Source organism: Variovorax sp. PDC80 (assembly GCF_900115375.1).
In the GTDB taxonomy this organism is placed as follows: domain Bacteria; phylum Pseudomonadota; class Gammaproteobacteria; order Burkholderiales; family Burkholderiaceae_C; genus Variovorax.
Genome location: NZ_FOWG01000001.1, coordinates 360,764 through 381,276 on the forward strand (window position 1 = coordinate 360,764; position 20,513 = coordinate 381,276).

The window sequence follows — 20,513 nt, forward strand, 5'->3', positions numbered from 1 at the left end:
TTCGATTTTTTCGGAGTTCCATCCATGAACAAGACACTCAAGCTCGCCGCCGCCGGCCTCGCGCTCGCGGCCTTCGCCACCGCCTCGCTGGCGCACGAGAACCACGTCGCCAAGCCCAAGGGCGCGGCCGAACTCGCACCCGAGCAGAAGCCCTGGGGCATCGTCGGCAAGCCCGGTGCCGTGAAGCGCACCATCGACATCGCGATGGCCGACGACATGACGTTCACGCCCTCGGTGATCGAGGTGCGCGAAGGCGACACGCTGCGCCTGCGCTTGAAGAACAAGGGCCGTGACCTGCACGAACTCGTGCTCGGCACCACGGCCGAGATCGAGGCCCACGCGGCCATGATGAAGAAATTCCCGGGCATGGAGCACGACGAGCCCTGGATGGCGCACGTGCTGCCGGGCCGGACCGGCGAGCTGGTCTGGACCTTCAACCGCGCCGGCGACTTCGACTTCGCCTGCCTGGTGAAGGACCACTACGAACTCGGCATGGCTGGCCGCGTCCGCGTGCTGCCCGCCGCCGGCAAATCCTGAAATCCCGAAAGGAACTCCCATGCAAAGAAGACGACTGATGCTGGCCCTGGCCTCCACCGCCGCCCTGCCCTTCACCGCGCGCGCCGCGGCACCGATGGTCGAGATCTGGAAGGACCCGAACTGCGGCTGCTGCCAGGACTGGGTCAAGCACCTCAACAGGAACGGCTTCGCCACGCGCGTGCACGACGAAGGCAACGCGGCCGCGCGCAAGCGCCTGGGCCTGCCCGAGAAGCTGGGCTCGTGCCACACGGGCCAGGTCGGCGGCTACGCCATCGAGGGCCACGTGCCCGCGCGCGAGATCCAGCGCCTGCTCAAGGAGAAGCCCAAGGCCGTGGGCCTCGCCGTGCCCGGCATGCCGGTCGGCTCGCCGGGCATGGACGACCCGGCCTATGGCGACCAGCGCGATCCCTACGACGTGCTGCTGGTGCTGGCCGATGGCGGCACGCGCGTGTTCCAGAGCTATCGATGAATCCTCCGATCCCCCTGCAAGAAAGACCGATCACCATGAAGAAATCGCTCGCCGCCCTCGGCGCCCTCCTGTTCGCCGCCGTCGCCTTCGCGCAGACGGCCCTGCCGCCCGTCGAGGGCGAGGTCCGCAAGATCGACACCGAGGCGAACAAGATCACCTTGCGCCACGGCGACATCCCCAACCTCGAGATGACCGGCATGACCATGGTCTTCCGCGTGAAGGACCCGGCGCTGCTCACGCAGGTCAAGCCTGGCGACAAGGTGCAGTTCACGGCCGACAAGGTCGATGGGGCGCTCACGGTGCTGTCGATCGCACCTGCGAACTGAGGGCCTTAGGGCTTTGGGCACGCCTGCCTAGAATGATGCGTTGATCCACTTTCGGGAGATCGAATTGGGAAGCTCCGATCTGCAGCAGGCTCTTTCTTCGCTGAGCATGGCGGAACGCATCGAGCTGGCCGAAGAACTGTGGGACAGCGTGGCGCGCGATGCCGAATCGCAAAGGCTGAGCGCACGCGAACAGGAAGAGGTCGCACGCCGCCGCGCCGAGCATCGTGCCGACCCGCAGGCCGTTGTGCCCTGGGATCAGGTCAAGGCATCGCTGAAGCTCTGACCTTGCTGGACATCGTTTTTCGGGAAAGCGCGCTGCGTCAGGTGCAGGACGCGCAGGGCTGGTACGACATGCAGCGCGCCGGCCTGGGTGCGGAGTTCGCGCGCAGCGTCGAGGCCGTGGTGCACCGGATCGCGCGACAGCCCGAAGGCGCGCCGCTGGTCTGGGAAGACGTTCGCAGGGCCCACCTGCGGCGCTTCCCCTATTCCGTCTTCTATCTCGTCGAATTCGATCGCGTGGTGGTGCTGAGCTGCATGCATCAGCGCCGCGACCCCGCGGGCTGGCCCTCTTCGGCCGCCTGACGGCGAGCCACGCTACGCCCCGAAGCGCCTCGGATCGAACGGCGCCAGCGCGATCTCCGGCGCCAGCCCCGCCATCGCCTGCGCCGCCAGCCGCCCGGTGCGTGCCGAGCCGCACAGCCCCACGTGCCCATGGCCGAAGGCCAGCACCACGTCGGCGCTGCCCGCGGCGGGACCGATGCAGGGCAGGCCATCGGGCAGGCTCGGGCGATGGCCGAGCCAGCGCTGCACCTCGGCCCCTTCGGGTGGCGCGTCGGCCAGCGCGGGAAACATCGAGCGCAGGTGCTCGTGCAGGATCTCGGCGCGGCGCCAGTCGGGCGCGGCCTCGAGCCCCGCGATCTCGACCTGGCCGGCGGCGCGCAGGCCGCCGTTCATCCAATGCGCGATGAGCTTGCCGTCGGCCACCATCACCGGCGTGCGCGGGCCCACGGCCGCCTTCGGCAGCACGACGTGGTAGCCGCGCTCCGATTCCAGCGGCACCGGCGAACCGGCCGCGGCGGCCAGGGCACCCGAGCGCGCGCCGGCGCAGACCGCGGCGGTGTCGCAGGCGATCTCGCCGACCTCGGTGCGCACCGCGCGCAGTCGCCCGCCCTCGATGCGGAAACCGGTGGCGCGCGCGGCCACGCGTTCGGCGCCGAGCGCACGCGCATGCGCGGCCAGCGCCGCCACGTAGGCGCCCGGGTCGCGGCAGTGGCCGGCCTCGCCGACGTGGATGCCGAGCGTGTAGCGCGCGTCGAGGTCGGGCTCCTGCCGGCGCAGCTCGCCGGCATTCCATTCGCTCCATTGCACGCCGGTGCGCGCGCGCACGCGCCAGGCCAGCGCATCGCCCTCGAACTCGGCGCGCGAGCGGTAGGCATGCAGCAGGCCGCGCTGCTCGATCAGTTGCGGCACGCCGGCCTCGGCCGCCAGCCGCGCATGCAGCGCGGGTGCATCCACCAGCAGCGTGCGCAGCGCGTCGGCGATGCGCTGCACGCGCGCCTCGGTGGCGCCCGAGGCCAGGTAGCGCAGCAGCCAGGGCAGCGCGCGCGGCAGGTAGGGCCAGCGCACCGCCAGCGGGCCGAGCGGATCGGCCAGCCAGCCCGGCACCTTGCGCCAGGCACCGGGCAGCGCGGGCGGCACCACCGAATGCGAGGAGAGCCAGCCCGCGTTGCCGTAGCTGGTGGCCTGCGGCGCGCCGGGCTCGCCCGGCTCGACCACGGTGACGCGCAGGCCCGCGCGCAAGGCCTCGATGGCGGTGGCGCTGCCGACGGCGCCCGCGCCGATCACCACCGCATGACGCCGCGCGCCGGACTGGAAACCACTTCTTTCAACTGTCATGGCGCCCATCGTAGGGGCCACGCGGCATGGTTCCATAATCGGCCGCCATGTCCGCCACGCCTTCCCACGCTTCCCCCTCCTCTTCCGACGGTGCCATCACCGACGTCGCCGGCATCGAGGTCGGCCATTTCTCCGACACCCGCCGGCCCACCGGCTGCACCGTGATCATCACGCGCGAAGGCGCGGTGGCCGGCGTCGACGTGCGCGGCGCCGCGCCCGGCACGCGCGAGACCGACCTGCTCGCGCCCGGCAACCTGGTGCAGCAGGTGCACGCCGTGATGCTCGCGGGCGGCAGCGCCTGGGGCCTGGCCGCGGCCGAGGGCGCGATGCGCTGGCTCGAGGAGCGCGGCGTGGGCATGGACGTGCGCTTCGGCACCTTGCCGATCGTGCCCGCCGCGGTGCTGTTCGACCTGCCGATGGGCGATGCCCGCATCCGGCCCGATGCCGCGGCCGGCTATGCCGCCTGCGAGGCCGCGGGCCGCGAGGCGCCGGCCGAGGGCAACGTGGGCGCCGGCACCGGCGCGCTGGTGGGCAAGCTGTTCGGCGTGCAGCGCGCGATGAAGGGCGGCATCGGCACCGCCTCGGTCACGGTCGGCGGCGTCACGGTCGGCGCGCTGATCGCGGTCAATTCGCTCGGCGACGTGATCGATCACTACACCGCGCTGCCCGTGGCCGGCGCGCGCACCGAGGACGGCCGCGCGCTGCTCGACACGCGCCGCGCCCTGCTGCGCGGCGAGCTGCCCAAGCCGCTCTTGGCCGGCACCAACACCACCATCGGCGTGATCGCCACCGACGCGGTGCTGACCAAGGTGCAGGCCAACCGGCTCGCGACCGTGGCGCACGACGGCCTGGCGCGCGCCATCAATCCCGTGCACACCATGAGCGACGGCGACACCCTGTTCGCGCTCGCCACCGGCCGCGTGCCGCTGGCGGCCGACGGCCCGGGCATGACGGTGCTCAGCGCCATGGCGGCCGAGGTCACCGCGCGCGCCACCCTGCGCGCGGTGCTGGCGGCGCGCTCGGTGACGGTCGGCGAGCTGCACATCCCCTCGGCCGCCGAGCTCGGCACCGCGCCGCGCTGACCCCACGAGCGAGACACCATGGCCTTCCCGAGAACCCTCAAGCTGATCCTGCTGTCGATCCGCGACCTGATCGCCTCCGCCGGCCCGATCCTGTTCCTCGTGATCGGCCTGTTGATCGCCGCCTACTGGTGGCTGCAGCCGCAGCCGCCCAAGCAGGTGACGCTGGCCACCGGTCCCACGGGCAGCGCCTATGCGCAGTTCGGCAAGCGCTATGCCGAGTCGCTGAAGCTCAGCGGCATCGAGGTCACGCTCAAGCCGACCTCGGGCTCGTCGGAGAACCTCGAGCTGCTGCGCAAGGGCGAGGCCGACGTGGGCTTCGTGCGCGGCGGCAGCGCCGACCCGGTGGCCGACGAGGAGGCCGGGCTCAGTTCGCTCGGCAGCCTGTTCTTCGAGCCGATCTGGCTGTTCTACCGGCCCGACGCGATCACGCGCGCGCCCGACAGCGTGATCGCGCAGCAGGCGGCGGAGGCCGAGAAGGCGAAGAAGGCGGCCAAGGCAGCCGCGAAGGGCCGCCATGGTGCCGAGCGCAAGAAGGCCGCACCGCCGGCGGCGCAACCCGTCACGCCCCCCGCACCGATCCCGCTGACCTCGCTGACCCAACTGCGCGGCCTGCGCGTCAACGTCGACATGCCCGGCAGCGGCCTGCCCGAGCTCATGGGCCGGCTGCTCGAGGCCAACCGGCTCGCGCCCGATGCGCTGCTGCTGTCGAACCTCGAGCAGGCCGCGGCCGCCGAGGCGCTGCAGGCCGGGCTGCTCGACGCGATCGTGCTGTCGTCGGCGCCGCAATCGCCGCAGGTGCAGCGGCTGCTGCGCGCCAACGACATCCGGCTCATGGATTTCGTGCAGGCCGACGCGTACACGCGGCGCTTCCCCTTCCTTTCTGCCGTGACCCTGCCGCGCGGCGTGGTCGACCTCTCGAAGGACCTGCCGGCCGGCGACGTGTCGCTGCTCGCGGCCACCACCTCGCTGCTGTCGCGCGAGGACACCCATCCCGCGCTGCGCCAGCTGTTCGCGCAGGCCGCGCAGCACCTGCATGGCGGTGCCGGCTGGTTCAACCGGCCGCGCGACTTCCCGAACACGCGCACCAGCGAACTGCCCGTGAGCCCCGAGGGCGACCGCGCCATCAACGGCACGCCGCCGTTCTGGCAGCGCTACCTGCCGTTCTGGGCCAGCAACCTGATCGAGCGCATGTGGCTGGTGCTCGGCGGCCTGCTGGTGCTGATGCTGCCGCTGAGCCGCGTGGTGCCGCCGCTCTACCAGTTCCGCGTGCGCCGCCGCGTGTTCCGCTGGTATGCGCGGCTGCGCGACATCGAGGGCAAGGTCGACGGCCAGCGCGGCGATCCGGCCGAACTCACGAAGGAACTCGACGAGCTCGACCGCGTGGTGAACCGCGTGGCGGTGCCGCTGTCGTACGCCGACGAGCTCTATGCGCTGCGCAACAACATCTATGCGGTGCGCAAGCGGGCGCTGGCGCGCGGCGCCGGTGCGCCGGCCGGGCCCGCGATGCCACCGTCGCCACCGCTCTCGCCTTCGCCTTCCGCACCGCGCTGACCGGCGCGCGGCGCGTTGGCGCCCGTGCCTTCTCCACAGACTCCATCGTGTCCACCCTGATCGACTTCGCCGACCCGCGCACCGATGGCGCGCAACGGCTGCGCCTGGCGTTCGGCGCTCCTTCCCGCACGCTCGTGGCGCGCAACCTGGCCGAGGTGCGGCCCGTGCTCGCGCAGGCCGAGGCGCTGGCGCGCGCGGGCCACTGGTGCGTGGGCTACCTGCGCTACGAGGCGGCCGCGGCCTTCGATGCCGCGTTCGAGACGCATGCGGGCGACGACGGGCCGCTGGCCTGGTTCGGCGTGCACGACCAGGCCCTGCCCTGGCCCGAGCAAGCCCCGCCCTCTCCCTCCAGCCCGCCGATCGCCTGGCGCGACAGCCTCTCGCGCATCGACTTCGACCGGCAGATGCAAGTCATCCACGCGGCGATCGCCGCCGGTGGCCTCTACCAGATCAACCACACGGCGCCGCTGCTCGGCGAATACGCCGGCGACCCGCTGGCCCTGTTCGCCGCGCTGCGCCGCAACCAGCCCGCGGGCTACGCGGCCTTCATCGACAGCGGCGAGGAGCAGGTGCTGTCGCTGTCGCCCGAGCTGTTCTTCGACTGGCACGGCGAGCGCATCCTCGCGCGCCCGATGAAGGGCACCGCGCCGCGCGGCGCGACACCGGCGGAGGACCAGGCCCAGGCGCATCGGCTGCGCAGCGTGCCGAAGGAGCGGGCCGAGAACGTGATGATCGTGGACCTGCTGCGCAACGACCTGTCGCGCATCGCGCAACCGTTCTCGGTGCGCGTGCCGCGGCTGTTCCACACCGAGGCGTTGCCCACCGTGTGGCAGATGACCTCGGACGTGGAGGCGGCGGTGCGCCCCGGCACCTCGCTGGTCGACGTGTTCGACGCGCTGTTCCCCTGCGGCTCGGTCACGGGCGCGCCCAAGGTGGCGGCGATGCGGCTGATCCACGAGCTCGAGCAGGCGCCGCGCGGCGTGTACTGCGGCGCGGTCGGCGTGCTGCGGCCCGGTGGGCATGCGACCTTCAACGTGCCGATCCGCACCGTGACGCTGCGCGGCGGCCAGGCACGCTGCGGCATCGGCAGCGGCATCACGGCCGATGCCACGGCCGACGCCGAATGGGCCGAGTGGGGCCACAAGCGGGCCTTCCTGGGCGCGGCCGCCGTTGCCGAGGCGCCCGGCTTCGAACTGCTCGAAACGCTGGCGCTGGTCGACGGCATGCTGCGCGATGCGCCGCTGCACATCGAACGCATGGCCGGCGCGGCGGCGCACTTCGGCTTCGCCTGGGATGCCGCGCGCGTCGAGGCGGCGCTGCAGTCGCTGCGCGATGCGCATGCCGAAGGCACCTGGCGCGTGCGCCTGCTGCTCGATGCACGGGGCCTGCCACGCGCCGAAGCGCATGAAATGGGCGCTGCGCCCCACCGCGTGAAGCTGCAGCTGGCCGACCGCCCCTTCGACGAGGCGCACAGCGAGTTCACGCGCTTCAAGACCACGCGCCGCGCGCACTACGAGGCGTTCGCGCCGACCCTGCCCGATGCCTTCGACACGCTGCTGTGGAACCCCGAGGGCGAACTCACCGAATGCACGCGCGGCAACATCGCGCTGCACCTGGACGACGGGCGCTGGGTCACGCCGCCGCTGCGCTGCGGCCTGCTGCCCGGCATCGGGCGCGCGCAACGGCTGGCCGAGGGCTCGCTGGTCGAGCAGACGGTGCGGCGCGACCAGCTCTCGCGCGTGACCGCGCTGGCCTTCGTCAACAGCCTGCGCGGCTGGATCGAGGCGGAACTCGTCCCCTGAATCGCCGCATCGGAGGAAGATGCGAAAAGCGCTTGACTTAGAGCGCGCTCCAACTTCGAGAATTCCCCCATGGAAAGCAACCTGAGCATCGCGGAAGTGGCACGGCGCACCGGCCTCACGGCCCACACGCTGCGCTACTACGAACGCATCGGCCTGATAGCCGCCGTGTCGCGCGCACCGGGCGGCCAGCGCCGCTATGCCGCAGCCGACATGGAATGGCTTGCTTTCCTGTTGCGCCTGCGCGAGACCGGCATGCCCATCCAGGGCATGCAGGCCTTCGCCGGGCTTCGCAGTCAGGGGGACGCGAGCATCGGCGAACGCCGCGCGATGCTCGAATCGCATCTCGCCGAGGTTCGCTCGAAGGTGGAGGCGCTGCAGCAATCGATGCAGGCGCTGGCGCACAAGATCGAGCACTACCGCGGGATCGAGGCCCGGCGTCCCTCTTCATCGGGCATCGCCCCGGCTTCAACGAAGAGGAAGAAACATGCAGCAGCAGCAACACCAACCCCAACCGACGACGACCAGCCACGCGCCCAGCGAGCGCTACGCGCGCGGCCTCGCGAAACTGCAGCAGATCGACGGTGAAGGCGGCATCAAGGTCGTCGAAGGCCTGGCCGACATCGCACCCGACTTCGCGCGCCTGCTGATCGAGTTCCCGTTCGGCGACGTCTATTCGCGCCCCGGCCTCGACCTGCGCTCGCGCGAGATCGCGGTGGTGGCCGCGCTCACCGCCATGGGCAATGCCGCGCCGCAGCTCAAGGTGCACATCCAGGGCGCGCTCAACGTCGGCGTGACGCGCGAGGAAGTGATCGAGGTGATCATGCAGATGGCGGTCTACGCGGGCTTCCCCGCCGCGCTCAACGGCCTGAGCGCCGCCCGCGAGGTGTTCGCGGCCGGCGATGAAAAAAGCGCGCGGCCCCTTGCGGAACCGCGCGCCCTGGTCGAGCCGGCCTGAGAACCGACGCGGGCCTTACTTGAGGGCCTTGAAGCGCACGCGCTTGGGCTTGGCGCCCTCTTCGCCCAGGCGCTTCTTCTTGTCGGCTTCGTACTCCTGGTAGTTGCCGTCGAAGAACACCCATTGCGAATCGCCTTCGGCGGCCAGGATGTGGGTCGCGATGCGGTCGAGGAACCAGCGGTCATGGCTGATCACCAGCACGGTGCCCGCGTACTCGAGCAGCGCGTCCTCGAGCGCGCGCAGCGTTTCCACGTCCAGGTCGTTCGAGGGTTCGTCCAGCAGCAGCACGTTGCCGCCCTGGATCAGCGTCTTGGCCAGGTGCAGCCGGCCGCGTTCGCCGCCCGACAGGTTGCCGACCTTCTTCTGCTGGTCCTGGCCGTTGAAGTTGAAGCGGCCCGCGTAGGCACGGCTGGCCATCTGGAACTTGCCGACGTTGATGATGTCCAGGCCGTTCGAGATGTCTTCCCACACGGTCTTGTTGTTGGCCAGTTCGTCGCGGTGCTGGTCGACGAAGGCCATCTTGACGGTCTGGCCGACCACCACCTCGCCGCTGTCGGGCTGTTCCTTGCCGGCGATCAGCTTGAACAGCGTGGACTTGCCGGCGCCGTTCGGGCCGATGATGCCGACGATGGCACCCGCGGGAATGTTGAAGTTCAGCTTGTCGATCAGCAGGCGGTCGCCGAAGCTCTTGCTCACGTCCTTGAACTCGATCACCTGGCTGCCCAGGCGCTCGGCCACCGGAATGAAGATTTCCTGCGTTTCGTTGCGCTTCTGGTATTCGACGTCGCTCAGCTCCTCGAAGCGGGCCAGGCGCGACTTGCTCTTGGCCTGGCGGGCCTTCGGGTTCTGGCGCGACCATTCCAGTTCCTTCTTCAGGGCCTTGGCGTGGGCTTCCTCGCTCTTCTGCTCCTGCGCCAGGCGTTCGCCCTTCTGCTCGAGCCAGGTGCTGTAGTTGCCCTTCCACGGGATGCCGCGGCCGCGGTCCAGTTCGAGGATCCACTCGGCGGCGTTGTCGAGGAAGTAGCGGTCATGGGTGATGGCCACCACGGTGCCCGTGAAGCGCTGCAGGAACACTTCGAGCCACTCCACCGATTCGGCGTCCAGGTGGTTGGTGGGTTCGTCGAGCAGCAGCATGTCGGGCTTGGACAGCAGCAGCTTGCACAGCGCCACGCGGCGCTTCTCGCCGCCCGACAGCAGGCCGATCTTGGCGTCCCACGGCGGCAGGCGCAGCGCGTCGGCCGCGATCTCGATCTGGTGCTCGGAATCGGTGCCGGCGGCGGAAATCACCGCCTCGAGTTCGCCCTGCTCGGCCGCCAGCGCGTCGAAGTCGGCGCCTTCCTCGGCGTAGGCGGCATAGATCTCCTCGAGGCGCGCCTTGGCGGCGTTGACCTCGCCCATGGCCTCGTCGATCGCGTTGCGCACCGTGTGCTCGGGATTGAGCTTGGGCTCCTGCTCGAGGTAGCCGATCGACAGGCCGGCCATCGGAATGGCTTCGCCCTCGATCTCCTTGTCGACGCCGGCCATGATCTTGAGCAGCGAGGACTTGCCCGAACCGTTCAGGCCGAGCACGCCGATCTTGGCGCCGGGAAAGAAGGACAACGAGATGTCTTTCAAGATCTGCCGCTTGGGCGGCACGGTCTTGGAGACTCTGTTCATGGTGTAGACGTACTGGGCCATCTTCTGTGTAGGACTGCTGATTGCTGAGGTGGCGAAAGCCGGAAAAAGCCGAAATCCCCTGGAGGAAGCCCCTGGAAGACGGCGGCAGGCCCGGCGCGCGGAATCGCGGAAACGGAGCGCGAAAAGCAGTGATTATCGACTCATGCGACAATCGCCACCGTGCCGGGTCCAGTTGCCCGCACACCGGCTCTCTGCCGGGGACGAAGAAAACCCTTCCGCAAGTCGGTTTTTCGGGCTCCCACTCCTGACCTTCATCAGCCTTGACTGGCTCGCGTCACAAGAACGAAAGACGCCGAGCGGGCCGATGTCACCGCGCCGTGTATGGCGCTTGTTGTTTCACACAATGACTTTTGATGAACTGAAGTTGGCTCCGGCCATCTTGAAGGCCGTGCACGAGCAGGGCTACGAGACCCCCACCCCGATCCAGGCCCAGGCCATTCCGGCCGTCCTCGAGGGCCACGACCTTCTCGGCGGCGCCCAGACCGGCACCGGCAAGACCGCCGCCTTCACCCTGCCGATGCTGCACAAGCTCACCATGAGCCGCAGCGCCACCAACAAGTTCGGCGGCATCGGCATCCGCGCCCTGGTGCTCACGCCCACCCGCGAACTCGCGGCGCAGGTCGAGGAATCGGTGCGCGACTACGGCAAGTACCTGCAGCTCGGCTCGACCGTGATCTTCGGCGGCGTGGGCATGAACCCGCAGATCGACCGCCTCAAGCGCGGCGTCGACATCCTGGTGGCCACCCCCGGCCGCCTGCTCGACCTGCAGCAGCAGGGCATGCTCGACCTGTCGACCGTGCAGATCCTGGTGCTCGACGAAGCCGACCGCATGCTCGACATGGGCTTCATCCACGACGTGAAGAAGGTGCTGGCGCTGATGCCGGCCCAGAAGCAGAGCCTGCTGTTCTCGGCCACCTTCAGCGACGAGATCCGCGAACTGGCCAACGGCCTGCTGCGCAACCCGCAGAGCATCCAGGTCACGCCGCGCAACACCACGGTGCAGCGCATCACGCAGGTGGTCCACCCCGTGGGCCGCGGCAAGAAGAAGGCGCTGCTCGCGCACATCATCAACGAGCACCAGTGGAGCCAGGTGCTGGTGTTCACCCGCACCAAGTTCGGCGCCAACAGCGTGGCCGAATTCCTCACCAAGAACGGCATCGAGGCGATGGCGCTGCACGGCAACAAGAGCCAGAGCGCGCGCACCCAGGCGCTGGCCGGCTTCAAGAGCGGCGACATCCGTGCCCTGGTGGCCACCGACATCGCGGCCCGCGGCATCGACATCGACGAGCTGCCGCACGTCGTGAACTACGAGATCCCGAACGTCAGCGAAGACTACGTGCACCGCATCGGCCGCACCGGCCGCGCGGGTTCGAGCGGCGAGGCCGTGAGCTTCGTCTGCCTCGACGAGGAAGGCTTCATGCAGGAGATCGAGCGCTTCACCAAGCAGACGATCCCCGTGCAGGTCATCGAGGGCTTCGGCCCCGAGGAAGGCGAACGTGCCGAGCCGATCGCCATGGGCCGCCAGACCATCTGGGGCGGCGCCGGCCGTCCGCCGAGCCGTGAAGTCATGCAGGCGGCCGCCAAGGCGGCGCGCGGCGAGATGATGCAGCGCATCCGCGACAACAAGGCCAGCCAGGGTGGCGGTGGTGGCAGTGGCCAGCGCCGCGGCGGTGGCGGCAACGGCGCCGGCCAGGGCCGCAGCGCCAATGGCGGCGGTGGCCAGCAGGCCCCGCGCGGCCAGGGCCAGGGACCGGGCAATCGCGCGCCGCAAGGCCGCGCACCGCAGGGCCAGCCGCGTCCGCATCACCATGCGGCGGCGCACCCGCAGCAGAACCATCAGCCGCACGACGAGCGCCAGCCGCGCCATCACGGCAACAGCCACAGCCCGACCCAGGCCAACCAGGTCGCGCACCTGCGCGCCGAGGCGATCACCGGCGCGGCCGGCCAGCCCGATCCGTTGCGCACCAGCGTCGACCACATGGGTGGCGGCCGCGGACGCGGCGGCCGCTCGGGTGGCGGTGGCTACGGCGGCGGCAACCGTTCGGGCGGCGGTGGCCGTTCGGGTGGCGGCGGCTACGGCGGCGGCGGTGGCCGCTCGGGCGGCGGCGGTGGTCGTTCGTTCGGCCGCTGAGGCACGACGCAGACAGAACAGAGGGCGCTTCGGCGCCCTTTTTCATGTCTGCATGGCGCCGGAACACCTTCCGGACACAATCGTCGCCATGCAGTACATCCCGCCGAACTTCGCCACCCTCTTCGTGGCCACCTGCAACCTGCTCAATCTCGCGAACCCGCACCGCGTGTACTACGAGAACCAGGACGCCTACAACGAGCGCGAGTACGAACGCAAGATCGACTGGCTCGGCGAGCGCTTCCATGCGCTCAATGCCGACGTGCTCGCGGTGCAGGAGGTCTGGGACGAGGCGGCGCTGAAGGCCGCCCTCCAACGCAGCGGCCTGCGCTACGACTTCGTGGCCGTGCCCGGCGCCGAGAACGCGCCCGCGCAACCCGGCCTGCCGCCGCGCCCCGGCGCGCAGGGCACGCCGCGCGTGGGCATCGCCACGCGGCTCAAGGTCGACCGCATCCAGTCCTTCGTCGATTTCCCGCCGGGCTTCGGCGTCGAGGTGCCCGGCCTCGGGCCGCACACCCGCTTCGAACGCCCGCCGCTGCTGGCCACGCTGCGCATGAAGCACGGCCAGGCCGTGCATGTGCTGACGGTGCACCTGAAGTCGAAGCGGCCCAAGTTCCTGCAGGACGCGCAGGGCAACCACCTCGAGGACCGCGACGACCGCAAGGTGGGCGCGATGGCCTCGCTGCGCTCGCTGCTGATGCGCGGCGCCGAGGCCGCGGCCCTGCGCTGCATCGTGATCGACCTGCTGCAGGGCACCAACGTGCCGCTGGTGGTGATGGGCGACTTCAACGACAACCCGCACAGCGTGACCACGCAGCTCGTGGCGGCCACCTCCGAGGTGGCCTACGACAAGGCGGCGCGCGACGTGGCGCTGTTCAATGCCTACGAGATGCAGGGCGAGGCCGCGCTCAAGAAGGACGTGGCCTATTCGCACGTGCACCAGGGCTACCCGGAGGTGCTCGACCAGATCCTGGTGAGCGAGGAGTTCATCGCGGGCAGCCGCCACAGCCTGGGCGACGTGCGGCGCGTGGACTACTTCAACGACCACCTGCACGAGGGGCGCGACCGCTCGCGCTCGGACCACGGCTTCGTGCGCGCGCTGCTGCGGCTGCGCACCGACTGACGACGCGCCCGCTCAGGCCTTCGAGATCCGCACCATCGCATCGGCGCGCTTGTGCAGGTCGGGCAGCAGCTCGAGCCCCAGCCCCGGCTTGTCGTTGAGGCTGATCATGCCGTTCTCGACCTTCGGCAGCTCGGTCACCAGGCCCTGGTACCAGCCCGTGAAGAAGGCGCGCACGCTCTCCTGGATCAGCGCATTGGGCGCATGCAGGCTCAGGTGCGTCGACGCGGCCCAGACCACCGGGCCGGTGCAGTCGTGCGGCGCCACCGGCAGCTGCCAGGCATCGGCCATGGCCGCGATCTTGCGCGCCTCGGTGAGGCCGCCGCACCAGCTCAGGTCGAGCATCGCGACGCCGGCCACGCCGGTCTGCAGGTAGTCCTTGAAGCCCCACTTGTAGCTCAGCGTCTCGCTGGCGCAGACCAGCGCCTTGCAGTCGACCGCGTACTGCCTGAGCAGGTCGAGGCTGTCCATGCGGATCGCGTCCTCGTGCCAGAAGGTGTCGAACTCCTGCAGCGCGCGCGCGATCTTCTGCGCCATCGGCAGCCGCCAGAGGCTGTGGAACTCGACCATGATGTCCATGCGCTTGCCGACCGCGCCGCGGATCTTGCGGAAGGGCTCGAGCGCCGCGTCGAGGTCGGCGTTGCTGATGTACTGGCCGTGGCTGCGCTCGGCCGCCGGATCGAAGGGCCAGATCTTCATCGCCGTGATGCCCTCCGACAGCAGCGACTCGGCCAGCTCGTCGGCATGGTGCAGGAAGCCCTGCAGGTCCTCGTAGGGCCCGGCCGCGTTGCCGATGCCCCAGTTGGAGCTGGTCTGGTTGGCGGCGCTGCGAATGTACTGGTAGCCCGCGCAGGTGTTGTAGATGCGGATCGCGTCGCGGCTCTTGCCGCCGAGCGCGGTGTGCACCGGCATGTTGGCGGCCTTGCCGAACAGGTCCCACAGCGCGATGTCCACGGCCGAGTTGCCGCGCGTCTCCACGCCCGACCCACGCCAGCCCAGGTAGCCCGTGAGGTCGCGGTTGCGCGCCTCGATCGCCAGCGGGTCGGTGCCCAGCAGCTTGTGGGCGCCCCACTCGTGCAGGTAGGCCTCGACCGCCTCGGCGCCCATGAAGGTCTCGCCGAGGCCGACCAGGCCTTCGTCGGTGTGCAGGCGCACCCAGAGGATGTTGGGGAATTCGCCGAGGCGGATGGTTTCGAGCTGCGTGATCTTCATGGCGGTCCGGGATGCGGTGACTGAATGGCCGGCGCGCTCTCGAGCGCCGCCGGCCCGCGGAAGGCTCACCCGCCGCGCGCCTTCTTCAGCGCGTCCATCACCACGTTGACGGCCTCGGGGCCGATGGCCGGCACGTTCTTGTCGTACACCGGCTTCACCTTGTCGAGCATGCGCTTCTGCTCGGCCGGCGAGACCTCGTTGACCGTCATCGTCTTCTTGAGGCTCGCGAGCGACTTCTCGTTGAGCGCGCGGTTGGCGGCGCGCTCCACCTTCTGGCCCTCGACCGCGGCCTCGCGCAGCACCGCCTGCTCCTCGGGCTTGAGCTGGTCCCAGAGCTTCTTGCTGTAAAGCACGAGGAACGGCGTGTAGGCATGGCGCGTCACGCTCAGGTACTTCTGCACCTCGCTGAACTTCGAGGTCTCGATGGTCACGAAGGGATTCTCCTGGCCGTCGATGGTGCGCGTCTCGAGCGCGGTGAAGATCTCGCCGAAGGCCATCGGCACGGCGTTGGTGCCCAGCGTCTTGAACGAGTCGAGGAAGATGTTGTTCTGCATCACGCGCACCTTGATGCCCTCGAGGTCCTCGACCTTGGCCACCGGCCGCTTGCTGTTGGTGAGGTTGCGGAAGCCGTTCTCCCAGTAGGCCAGATTCACCAGCCCCGCGGCCTCGAGCTTCTTGTTGAAGTACTCGCCGGCCGGGCCGTCGAGCACCGCGTCGGCCTCCTTCTCGTTGTTGAACAGGAACGGCAGGTCGAACACGCCGAGTTCCTTCACGATGCCCACCAGCGGCGAGGACGAAGTGCACACCATCTCCTGCGTGCCCGCGCGCAGCGCCTGCGTGGCCGGCAGGTCGCCGCCGGCCGCGCCGCCCCAGAAAGCGACGATCTTCATCTTGCCGCCGGTCTTGGCGGCCAGCACCTCCTGCATCTTCTTCACGCCCAGGCCCACCGGGTGGTCCTCGTTCACGCCGTTGGTGAACTTGATGGTGCGTTCGGCGAACTGGGCGAAGGCCGGCGTGGCCGCCATCAGGGCCGCGGCGGTCGCTGCCGCCATGAGGGTTCTGCGCTGGATCATGGTCTGTGTCTCCTACTTCTTGGGTGATGAACGAACGGACGGGAAACTCTGCGGAACGCCCTCAGCGCGCCAGCCACCACGACAGCGGCACGGTGACGATCTGCGGGAAGAACACCAGCGCGAACAGCACGATGAGCTGCGCGATCAGGAAGGGCATCACGCCCTTGAAGGCATCGTCCATGGTGATGCGCGCCACGCCGCACACCACGTTGAGCACGGTGCCCACCGGGGGCGTGATCAGGCCGATGGCGTTGTTCATGATGAACAGCACGCCGAAGTACACCGGGTCGATGCCGGCCTTGAGCACCACCGGCATCAGCACCGGCGTGAGGATCAGCACCGTGGGCGTGAAGTCGAGCGCGGTGCCCACGATGACGATGAGCACCATCATCATCAGCATCAGCAGCGTCTTGTTGCCCATGAAGGGCTCGAGCATCCGCGTGACCTCGCCCGGGATGTCGGCCACCGTGATGAGCCAGGCGCTGACCATGGCCGCGGCCACCAGGAACATCACGACCGCGGTGGTCTTGCCGGCCGCCAGCGTGAGGCGGTAGAGCATCGAGGGCTTGAGCTCGCGGTAGACGAACATGCCGACCACGAAGGAATACACGGCCGCCACCACGGCCGCCTCGGTCGGCGTGAAGATGCCGAACTTCATGCCGCCGATGATCACCACCGGCAGCGCGAGCGCGAGGCTGCCGCGCGCGGTGATCGCCAGCCGCTCGCCGAAGGGCACGCGCGGCGCGGCCTGCACCTTGTCGCGGCGCGCCACGATCCACCAGGCGATGCCGATGGCCGCGCCCATCAGGATGCCCGGCACGATGCCGGCGAGAAAGAGCTTGGTGATCGAGACGTTGCCCGCCACGCCGAACACGATGAAGCCGATCGACGGCGGGATCACCGGCGCGATGATGCCGCCCGCGGCGATCAGGCCGGCCGAGCGGTTGGTGTCGTAGCCCGCGCGGTTCATCATCGGGATCAGCAGCGCCGCGAGCGCCGCCGTGTCGGCCACCGCCGAGCCCGAGATCGAGGCCATGATGATCGCGGCCACCACCGCCACGTAGCCCAGGCCGCCGCGGAAATGGCCGACCCAGGCCATCGCCATGTCGACGATGCGCCGGCTCAGTCCACCCGCCGTCATGAACTCGCCGGCCAGCAGGAAGAAGGGCACGGCCAGCAGCGGGAAGTTGTCGGCGCCGTCGACGAAGCGCTGCGCGATGATCTGGCTGTCGAAGGCCGGCAGGCCGCCGGTGTAGGCCAGCCAGCCCATGAGCGAGACGCCGCAGACCAGCAGCGCATAGGCGATCGGCATGCCGATCGCCATGGCGGCGAGCAGCGAGACGATGAAGACCGTGACCGTCATCGCGCACCTCCCGCGGTGCCCGGAGCGGGAGCGGTGGCGGCGGCGGGCTCGTGCGCCACGTCCTCCGACTCCATCACCTGCACCAGTTCCTCGTCGGAGACGCGGCCGGTGGCCAGGCGCCACAGCTTGTTGAGGTTGATGACGCCCATCACCACCGACACCACGTAGCCGATGCCGTAGACCCAGATCATCGAGATGCCGACCACCGGCGAGACGTTGGTGCGCTGCAGCTCGTGCATCTCGAAGGTGCCCATGAAGAACAGCACGTTGCAGAACAGCATGAGCAGCTGGTTGAGCACGAAGCAGATGGTCTTGCCCAGCCGCGGCAGGCGGCGGATCAGCGTGTCGACGCCGAGGTGCGCGCCGTCGCGCATCGCGACCATGGCGCCGATGTAGGTGAGCCAGATGAAGCAGTAGCGCGACATCTCGTCGGACACCGTGATGCCCGAGTTGAAGCCATAGCGCAGCACCACGTTGCCGAACACCATGACGACCATCGCCACCATGCATGCGACCACGAGGAATTCCAGCACCCGGAAGAATCCGTCGATCAACCTCTTCATTCGATGTCTCCTGTTGCCCTTGTGTTGTTGTTCGCTTGTTCCGTCGTTGCGCGGCTGCGCGCGCGGCCTCCTGCCGCCTCGTCGCCTTCGCCTGCTAGAGCGCGAAGGCCTTGAGCTGGGTCGCGGGTCGGCTGATGCGCGGGATCTTGCGGCGCGAGGCCAGCACGGTCTCGATGTCCTGGCGCGCGCCGTCGATCAGCACCAGCACCGCCTTCTCGGCGCGTGCCGGGTTGCGCGCGATCACCGCGTCGAGCACCGCGCGGTGCAGCGGCAGCGAGCTCGCGGGACCGTTCTTGCGCGTGGTCGAGATCTCGAAGCTGGTGCGCAGCAGCGCGCCCAGCGCGCGGCTCATCTGCACCAGCATGCGGTTGTGGCTGGAGCGGATCAGCCCCTGGTGGAAGCGCAGGTCGGGCGTGATGTAGTCGCCGCCGAACTCGATGGCCTGCTTCATGCCGGCATAGGCCTCCTCCATGTCGGCGATGTCCTCGGGCGTGGCGCGCGAGGCGGCCAGCGCTACCGCGGCCGGCTCGACCACGCGGCGCAGGTCCTGCAGGTCGCGCAGGAACTCGATCGACAGGCCGGCCTGCGTCTGCCACACGATGACGTCGGCATCGAACCAGTTCCACTGGTCGGACGGCTGCACGCGCGTGCCGACCTTGGGGCCGGTGGTGACCAGGCCCTTGGCGATCAGCGACTTGATGGATTCGCGCACCACGGTGCGGCTCACGCCGAGTTCCTCGCACAGGATCGGCTCGGGCGGGATCGCGGCGCCGGGCGCGTAGCGGCCCGCGACGATGTCGCTGCCGAGCCGATCGACCGTGTTGCCGTGGACGTTCTTGATCATGCGAAGCCGTTGGTTGTGCGACGCGGCCAAGGCCGCCCGGCGCGCCCCGCTCGCTCGGAAACCCTGAGCGCCCCGCCAGGACAGCGCGCTTATCATATGATGATTGAAAATGCGGTTCGGCAGGACAAACCCTGACCCCGCGGCGCCTTCCCGCAACCGGAGACACCCTCGATGAGCACCCCTCCCAAGAAGAAGAATCCCGAAGAGCTGCGCAGCCAGCAGTGGTTCGGACGACACGACCGCGACGGCTTCATCTACCGAAGCTGGATGAAGGGCAAGGGCGTGCCGCACGACCAGTTCGACGGCCGCCCGGTCATCGGCATCTGCAACACCTTCAGCGAACTCACGCCCTGCAACTCGCACTTCCGCACGCTCGCGGAGCAGGTGAAGATCGGCGTCTACGAAGCCGGCGGCTTCCCGCTCGAGTTCCCGGTGATGTCGCTCGGCGAGACCCTGCTGCGCCCCACCGCCATGCTCTATCGCAACCTCGCGAGCATGGACGTGGAGGAAAGCATCCGCGGCAATCCGCTCGACGGCGTGGTGCTGCTCATGGGCTGCGACAAGACCACGCCCGCGCTGATGATGGGCGCGGCCAGCGTCGACCTGCCGACCATCGGCGTGTCGGGCGGCCCGATGCTGTCGGGCAAGTGGCGCGGCCAGGAGCTCGGCTCGGGCACCGGCGTGTGGCAGATGAGCGAGCAGGTGCGCGCCGGCACGCTCAAGCTGCAGGACTTCTTCGAAGCCGAGAGCTGCATGCACCGCAGCCACGGCCACTGCATGACGATGGGCACCGCGAGCACCATGGCCAGCATGGTCGAGTCGCTGGGCATCGGCCTGCCGGGCAACGCGGCCTACCCGGCCGTCGACGGCCGCCGCAACGTGCTCGCGCGCGAGGCGGGCCGGCGCATCGTCGGCATGGTCCACGAGGACCTGAACATGTCGAAGATCCTCACGCGCCAGGCGATCGAGAACGCGATCAAGGTCAACGCGGCGATCGGCGGTTCGACCAACTTCGTGATCCACCTGCTGGCGATCGCCGGGCGCATCGGCGTCGAGCTCACGCTCGACGACTTCGACCGCCTGGCCTCCGAGCTGCCCTGTATCCTGAACCTGCAACCCTCGGGCCAGTTCCTGATGGAGGACTTCTGCTATGCCGGCGGCCTGCCGGTGGTGATCAAGGAGATCGCCGACCACCTGCACAAGGACATCCTCACCGTCACCGGACGCAGCGTGTGGGAGAACGTGAAGGACGCCGAGAACTACAACCCGCAGGTGATCCGCACCCAGGCCGAGCCCTTCAAGGACAAGGCCGGCATCTGCGTGCTGCGCGGCAACCTCGCGCCCAACGGCGCGATCATCAAGCCCAGCGCGGCCACGCCCGAACTGCTGGTGCACAAGGGCCGCGCGGTGGTGTTCGAGAGCGCCGACGACCTGCACCGCCGCATCGACGACGAGAACCTCGACATCGACGAGCACTGCGTGATGGTGCTCAAGAACTGCGGCCCCAAGGGCTACCCCGGCATGGCCGAAGCCGGCAACATGCCGCTGCCGCCCAAGGTGCTGCGCAAGGGCATCACCGACATGGTCCGCATCAGCGACGCGCGCATGAGCGGCACCGCCTACGGCACCGTGGTGCTGCACACCGCGCCCGAGGCCGCGGCCGGCGGCCCGCTGGCGCTGGTGCAGGACGGCGACATCGTCGAGCTCGACGTGCCGAACCGCAAGCTGCACCTGCACGTGAGCGACGAGGAACTGGCGCGCCGGCGCGCCGCCTGGGTCGCGCCGAAGGCACCGCTCGACTCCGGCTACTGGAAGCTCTACGTCGACACCGTGCTGCAGGCCGACGAAGGCGCCGACCTCTCGTTCCTGCGCGGCCGCCGCGGTGCCTTCGTGCCGCGCGACAACCACTGATGGC

At 69.5% G+C, this 20,513-nt stretch carries 20 protein-coding genes; 13 read left to right on the plus strand and 7 right to left on the minus strand.

Features of this window, described 5'->3' with window-relative positions:
* Positions 1-24 precede the first annotated feature (24 nt).
* From BM109_RS01690 to BM109_RS01705, 5 genes are read left to right on the plus strand one after another with little or no spacing between them, the layout of a single operon-like run.
* Entirely contained in the window at positions 25-537 is a 513-nt protein-coding gene (locus BM109_RS01690; protein WP_093340029.1) for a cupredoxin domain-containing protein, read from the plus strand.
* A gap of 19 nt (positions 538-556) precedes the next feature.
* Positions 557-1,006, plus strand: coding sequence for a DUF411 domain-containing protein (locus BM109_RS01695; RefSeq protein ID WP_093340031.1), 450 nt, complete (start codon positions 557-559; stop codon positions 1,004-1,006).
* Positions 1,007-1,041: 35 nt separating this feature from the next.
* Positions 1,042-1,332 (plus strand): copper-binding protein, encoded by a 291-nt coding sequence (locus BM109_RS01700; protein WP_093340032.1) that lies wholly within the window; start codon positions 1,042-1,044, stop codon positions 1,330-1,332.
* A 40-nt stretch (positions 1,333-1,372) separates the two neighbouring features.
* Positions 1,373-1,615, plus strand: a complete 243-nt coding sequence (locus BM109_RS41105) for an addiction module protein (protein ID WP_177239217.1) — start codon at positions 1,373-1,375, stop codon at positions 1,613-1,615.
* A gap of 2 nt (positions 1,616-1,617) precedes the next feature.
* Entirely contained in the window at positions 1,618-1,914 is a 297-nt protein-coding gene (locus BM109_RS01705; RefSeq protein WP_177239218.1) for a type II toxin-antitoxin system RelE/ParE family toxin, read from the plus strand.
* 12 nt (positions 1,915-1,926) lie between these two features.
* Here the strand turns inward: BM109_RS01705 and BM109_RS01710 are convergent, their stop codons facing one another.
* Positions 1,927-3,228 (minus strand): NAD(P)/FAD-dependent oxidoreductase, encoded by a 1,302-nt coding sequence (locus BM109_RS01710; RefSeq protein ID WP_093341207.1) that lies wholly within the window; start codon positions 3,226-3,228, stop codon positions 1,927-1,929.
* 47 nt (positions 3,229-3,275) lie between these two features.
* Between BM109_RS01710 and BM109_RS01715 the strand changes: the two genes are divergently transcribed.
* The 5 genes from BM109_RS01715 (at position 3,276) to BM109_RS01740 (ending at position 8,618) form a co-directional block, all read left to right on the plus strand.
* Positions 3,276-4,310, plus strand: a complete 1,035-nt coding sequence (locus tag BM109_RS01715) for a P1 family peptidase (RefSeq protein ID WP_093340035.1) — start codon at positions 3,276-3,278, stop codon at positions 4,308-4,310.
* Positions 4,311-4,328: 18 nt separating this feature from the next.
* Entirely contained in the window at positions 4,329-5,861 is a 1,533-nt protein-coding gene (locus BM109_RS41550) for a TAXI family TRAP transporter solute-binding subunit (protein ID WP_256222268.1), read from the plus strand.
* Positions 5,862-5,908: 47 nt separating this feature from the next.
* Positions 5,909-7,663, plus strand: a complete 1,755-nt coding sequence (gene pabB / locus BM109_RS01730; protein ID WP_093340037.1) for an aminodeoxychorismate synthase component I — start codon at positions 5,909-5,911, stop codon at positions 7,661-7,663.
* A gap of 69 nt (positions 7,664-7,732) precedes the next feature.
* Entirely contained in the window at positions 7,733-8,248 is a 516-nt protein-coding gene (locus tag BM109_RS01735) for a MerR family transcriptional regulator (RefSeq protein ID WP_093340038.1), read from the plus strand.
* Positions 8,148-8,618 carry a carboxymuconolactone decarboxylase family protein gene (locus BM109_RS01740; protein ID WP_093340040.1) on the plus strand — a complete coding sequence of 157 codons (471 nt, stop codon included), beginning with the start codon at positions 8,148-8,150 and terminating at the stop codon, positions 8,616-8,618. Before BM109_RS01735 ends, BM109_RS01740 begins: the two co-directional genes overlap by 101 nt.
* Positions 8,619-8,633: 15 nt before the next feature.
* On the opposite strand, the gene ettA is transcribed toward BM109_RS01740, so the two are convergent.
* Complete coding sequence (gene ettA / locus BM109_RS01745) at positions 8,634-10,295, minus strand: energy-dependent translational throttle protein EttA (protein WP_093340042.1); 1,662 nt, start codon at positions 10,293-10,295, stop codon at positions 8,634-8,636.
* Between the two features lie 343 nt (positions 10,296-10,638).
* Here ettA and BM109_RS01750 point away from each other — a divergent pair, with 343 nt between their 5' ends.
* A complete protein-coding gene (locus tag BM109_RS01750; protein ID WP_093340043.1) occupies positions 10,639-12,426 on the plus strand; it encodes a DEAD/DEAH box helicase in 1,788 nt (595 codons plus the stop codon).
* Positions 12,427-12,514: 88 nt separating this feature from the next.
* Positions 12,515-13,546 (plus strand): endonuclease/exonuclease/phosphatase family protein, encoded by a 1,032-nt coding sequence (locus BM109_RS01755; protein WP_093340045.1) that lies wholly within the window; start codon positions 12,515-12,517, stop codon positions 13,544-13,546.
* 12 nt (positions 13,547-13,558) lie between these two features.
* Here BM109_RS01755 and BM109_RS01760 read toward each other — a convergent pair whose 3' ends face one another.
* The 5 genes from BM109_RS01760 to BM109_RS01780 form a co-directional block, all read right to left on the minus strand.
* The gene (locus BM109_RS01760; RefSeq protein WP_093340046.1) at positions 13,559-14,755 is read right to left on the minus strand and encodes a mandelate racemase/muconate lactonizing enzyme family protein; all 1,197 of its coding nucleotides are present in this window, start codon (positions 14,753-14,755) and stop codon (positions 13,559-13,561) included.
* A 65-nt stretch (positions 14,756-14,820) separates the two neighbouring features.
* A complete protein-coding gene (locus BM109_RS01765; protein WP_093340048.1) occupies positions 14,821-15,828 on the minus strand; it encodes a TRAP transporter substrate-binding protein in 1,008 nt (335 codons plus the stop codon).
* A 61-nt stretch (positions 15,829-15,889) separates the two neighbouring features.
* Positions 15,890-17,191 carry a TRAP transporter large permease gene (locus BM109_RS01770; RefSeq protein WP_093340050.1) on the minus strand — a complete coding sequence of 434 codons (1,302 nt, stop codon included), beginning with the start codon at positions 17,189-17,191 and terminating at the stop codon, positions 15,890-15,892.
* Positions 17,188-17,754, minus strand: coding sequence for a TRAP transporter small permease (locus BM109_RS01775; RefSeq protein WP_093340051.1), 567 nt, complete (start codon positions 17,752-17,754; stop codon positions 17,188-17,190). Before BM109_RS01775 ends, BM109_RS01770 begins: the two co-directional genes overlap by 4 nt.
* Before the next feature lie 94 nt (positions 17,755-17,848).
* Positions 17,849-18,598 (minus strand): FadR/GntR family transcriptional regulator, encoded by a 750-nt coding sequence (locus tag BM109_RS01780; RefSeq protein ID WP_093340053.1) that lies wholly within the window; start codon positions 18,596-18,598, stop codon positions 17,849-17,851.
* Between the two features lie 171 nt (positions 18,599-18,769).
* On the opposite strand from BM109_RS01780, the gene BM109_RS01785 reads away from it, so the two are divergent.
* Positions 18,770-20,509, plus strand: coding sequence for an IlvD/Edd family dehydratase (locus BM109_RS01785; RefSeq protein WP_093340055.1), 1,740 nt, complete (start codon positions 18,770-18,772; stop codon positions 20,507-20,509).
* The last annotated feature ends 4 nt before the right edge of the window (positions 20,510-20,513 follow it).